The organism is Klebsiella terrigena, from assembly GCF_006539725.1.
Classification (GTDB): domain Bacteria; phylum Pseudomonadota; class Gammaproteobacteria; order Enterobacterales; family Enterobacteriaceae; genus Klebsiella; species Klebsiella terrigena.
Genome location: NZ_BJNO01000047.1, coordinates 1 through 3,714 on the forward strand (window position 1 = coordinate 1; position 3,714 = coordinate 3,714).

A 3,714-nucleotide genomic window follows, 5' to 3' on the forward strand; every position below is an offset into this window, starting at 1 on the left:
GGCACTTGATGGTGCCGACTACCGGAATCGAACTGGTGACCTACTGATTACAAGTCAGTTGCTCTACCTACTGAGCTAAGTCGGCATCAAGTAGCGCGCATTTTAGGGAGACCTGCGGATTCATGCAACTAAAAAATTGCATAAATCGTTCTATCGCTCATATTTTGCTCTCAAACACCAAAAAGCGGTGTAATTTCAATCGATGAAGAACAAAAAAACACCATTCCTCTCGCAATATTTCCATTCAAAGCCCGCTGCGAATAGGTAAAGATCGCATTTTGGTGCAGCGGCATAGCTTTTGCCGCGCCTCCGCCACGATAAAGTCACTTTGCTCTCTGCTATATAGTGGATAGCTGATTGGCCTGAGCAACGCGTTGACTGCATCATCGCCGTTTACAGCCCGCCGCCGTTTGCACCCGCATCAGCTTTGACGTCCTTTATTCACAAATTTCACTCTTGTGATGTTGGCGTGAGAAAGCATCATTCAATGCGTTTTTTTCTTATTATTCCCTGCAATCTGGTGTTACCCTCCTGCCCATTGTCCTGATTAACTTATGTGAAGCATCTGCGCCTGTCTTTAATTTGGCGATGGTAAGAAAATGCTTATGAGCAAAAAAGAGCAAACGTTAATGACACCTTATCTACAATTTAACCGCAACCAATGGGCTGCACTTCGTGATTCCGTTCCGATGACGCTAACAGAGGAAGAAATCACGCGGTTAAAAGGCATCAACGAAGATCTTTCGCTGGAAGAAGTCGCGGAAATTTATTTGCCGCTGTCGCGTTTGCTTAATTTCTATATCAGTTCCAACCTGCGTCGTCAGGCCGTGCTGGAACAGTTTCTTGGTACCAACGGCCAGCGTATTCCGTATATCATCAGCATCGCCGGTAGCGTCGCGGTAGGTAAAAGTACAACCGCGCGCGTGCTGCAGGCGCTGCTTAGCCGGTGGCCAGAGCATCGGCACGTTGAATTGATCACCACCGATGGTTTTCTGCATCCTAATGCCGTATTGAAAGAACGCGGCCTGATGAAGAAGAAGGGCTTCCCGCAGTCTTATGATATGCACCGCCTGGTCAAGTTCGTCTCCGATCTGAAATCAGGTATCGCTAACGCTAAAGCCCCCGTCTATTCACACCTGATTTATGACGTTATTCCCGATGGCGATAAGACGGTTTCCCAGCCGGACATTTTAATTCTTGAAGGATTAAATGTTTTACAAAGCGGGATGGATTATCCGCACGATCCGCATCATGTATTTGTTTCTGATTTCGTTGATTTTTCTATATATGTTGATGCGCCGGAAGAAATGCTGCGGAGCTGGTATATCAATCGTTTTCTAAAATTCCGTGAAGGCGCATTTACCGATCCTGACTCGTATTTCCATAATTATGCAAAGCTTTCGAAAGATGAAGCCGTCAATATAGCCACTTCGCTGTGGAATGAGATTAACCTACTGAATCTTAAAGAAAACATCCTACCAACTCGTGAAAGAGCGAGTCTGATAATGACCAAGAGCGCCAACCATTCGGTCGACGAGGTCCGCTTGCGGAAATAAAAAAGGGAGCCTCGGCTCCCTGTTATTTATTCGGCGCTGCGTAGCGATATTTCACCACCAACCCATGGTTTAATCACCCCATCTTGCTCAAGTAATAATGCTCCCTGAGTATCGATGCCACGGGAAATCCCGAAGATTTCTTTGTCTCCGATAATAAGCTTAACCGGGCGATTGAGGAAATTATCTAATTTTTCCCAGCGCGACAGGTAAGGAGCCAGACCTTCCTGTTCAAACAGCTGCAGTCCCGCCCGTAGCTCTTTAATCAGGCGTGCGGCCAGCGCATTACGATCGATAGAGACTCCGGCTTCCTGCAGGCTAATCCAGCCCTGATTGACAACATCAGACTCCACGCGTCGCATCGCCAGATTGATCCCTGCACCGCTCACTATCTGCGCCGCATCGCCCGTTTTTCCCGTCAGCTCCACCAGGATGCCGGACAGCTTCCGGTCCTGAAGGTACAGATCGTTTGGCCACTTGACGCGTACCTTATCGGCGCCGAGGCTCTGAAGTACTTCAGCAATAACAATGCCAATCACCAGACTCAGGCCTACCGCTGCGGCAGGTCCCTGCTCCAGTCGCCAGTAGATGGAAAGATAGAGATTCGCACCGAAGGGTGAGAACCACTTGCGCCCGCGGCGACCGCGCCCAGCCTGTTGATATTCCGCAACGCAGGCATCGCCAGACTGAAGCTCGTTAAGCCTGTCCAATAAATACTGGTTTGTGGAATCAATCACCGACAGAACGGTGACGCGGCCCTGGTCGATCTGTCCGGCAATCAGCTCTTCATTTAATAATTGCACCGGTTCCGGAAGGCTGTAGCCTTTACCTGGGACGGTAAAGACATCAACTCCCCAGTCGCGCAGCGTCTGAATATGCTTATTGATTGCAGCCCGGCTCATTCCCAGACGTTCGCCGAGCTGCTCTCCGGAATGAAACTCGCCGTCAGCCAGAATAGATATCAGGGTCAGGGGAATGGTGTTGTCCCTCATGCAATCGCCTCCTCAGCGTTAACTTCACCGGTTGCGCCAATAAAGCGGACTTCGGGCTGCAGCCAGACGTTAAACATCTCGCCAACCCGCTGGCGGACGTAGCGAGCAAGATCGATCACATCGTCGCTGGTTGCATGGTGGTCATTGATTAATACCAGAGCCTGCTGGCGATGTACCGCCGCACCACCGATGGTTTTCCCTTTGAGCTGGCATTGATCGATAAGCCAGCCAGCGGCCAGCTTGATGCTGCCATCCGCCTGCGGATAGTGCGGCGCATTTGGGAAAGCGGCCAGCAGTTCCTGCCCTTTATCCGCGCTAATGACCGGGTTTTTAAAGAAGCTGCCGGCGTTACCATTTACCTTTGGATCGGGAAGCTTGGTCATTCGCATATGGCAAACAGCATCAAATACCTGTCGAGGCGTCACGGTATTTGGGTCAAGACGGGCCAAATCGCCATAGGTCAGCACCGGCTGCCAGACTTTAGGCAACCTGAGGCCAACGGCCACGATGGCATAGCGATCCTGATATTCATGTTTGAAGATACTATCCCGGTAGCCAAAACGGCACTCGTTGGCCGAAAGCCGCTGTTTGTGCCCGGTTGCCAGCTCGATACAGTCGACATACAGGCAGACACGCTGGAGCTCGACGCCATAAGCACCAATATTTTGAATGGGTGAAGAGCCAGCGCAGCCGGGGATCAAGGCAAGGTTTTCCAGGCCCGGCATTTCTTTATCTAACGTAAACTGCACCAGATGGTGCCAGTTCTCCCCCGCCCCAACGTGTAGATGCCAGGCTTCAGGTGTTTCTGTAACCTCAATCCCCAGGATGCGGTTGATAATGACCGTACCAGAATAATCCTTTAGAAAGAGCACGTTGCTTCCTTCCCCGAGAATTAAAACCGGCTGTTCCTCTGCGGTGGCATCCTGCCAGGCAGACAGTAGCTGTTGTTCATTTTCGGCGCGCACAATTGCTTTGGCTGTACGATCGATGCCAAAGGTATTCCAGGGTTTAAGGGAGTGATTCATAGTGGCTTCCTGATGCAAAATCTGCACTAGTTTACCGTATATGTCAGGGGAAGGCTTGTTCGGTTTGGTCGCGGGTCGCTGGATATTCCCGGAACGCGGCGCGCAGCGCCCGATCCGGGCGGCGTCCGGCCGCTTTTCCTTAAA

The 3,714-nt window shown here is 50.9% G+C and carries 3 protein-coding genes and 1 tRNA gene; 1 reads left to right on the top strand and 3 read right to left on the bottom strand.

What is annotated here, in order from left to right; all coding sequences use genetic code 11:
* Positions 1-9: 9 nt before the first annotated feature.
* Positions 10-85: transfer RNA gene (locus RTE01_RS26045), tRNA-Thr, on the bottom strand.
* Between the two features lie 520 nt (positions 86-605).
* On the opposite strand from RTE01_RS26045, the gene coaA reads away from it, so the two are divergent.
* Positions 606-1,556 carry a type I pantothenate kinase gene (coaA, locus tag RTE01_RS26050; RefSeq protein WP_115193801.1) on the top strand — a complete coding sequence of 317 codons (951 nt, stop codon included), beginning with the start codon at positions 606-608 and terminating at the stop codon, positions 1,554-1,556.
* 26 nt (positions 1,557-1,582) lie between these two features.
* Here coaA and birA read toward each other — a convergent pair whose 3' ends face one another.
* The gene (birA, locus tag RTE01_RS26055; protein ID WP_041143533.1) at positions 1,583-2,545 is read right to left on the bottom strand and encodes a bifunctional biotin--[acetyl-CoA-carboxylase] ligase/biotin operon repressor BirA; all 963 of its coding nucleotides are present in this window, start codon (positions 2,543-2,545) and stop codon (positions 1,583-1,585) included.
* The gene (gene murB / locus RTE01_RS26060; RefSeq protein ID WP_134525114.1) at positions 2,542-3,570 is read right to left on the bottom strand and encodes a UDP-N-acetylmuramate dehydrogenase; all 1,029 of its coding nucleotides are present in this window, start codon (positions 3,568-3,570) and stop codon (positions 2,542-2,544) included. The genes birA and murB overlap by 4 nt, the downstream gene beginning before the upstream one ends.
* Positions 3,571-3,714 lie beyond the last annotated feature (144 nt).

Excerpts from the sequence above, each read along its gene's own strand:
- murB (WP_134525114.1), bottom strand. The coding sequence starts at position 3,570 with ATGAATCACTCCCTTAAACCCTGGAATACCTTTGGCATCGATCGTACA.
- birA (WP_041143533.1), bottom strand. The coding sequence starts at position 2,545 with ATGAGGGACAACACCATTCCCCTGACCCTGATATCTATTCTGGCTGAC.
- coaA (WP_115193801.1), top strand. The coding sequence starts at position 606 with ATGAGCAAAAAAGAGCAAACGTTAATGACACCTTATCTACAATTTAAC.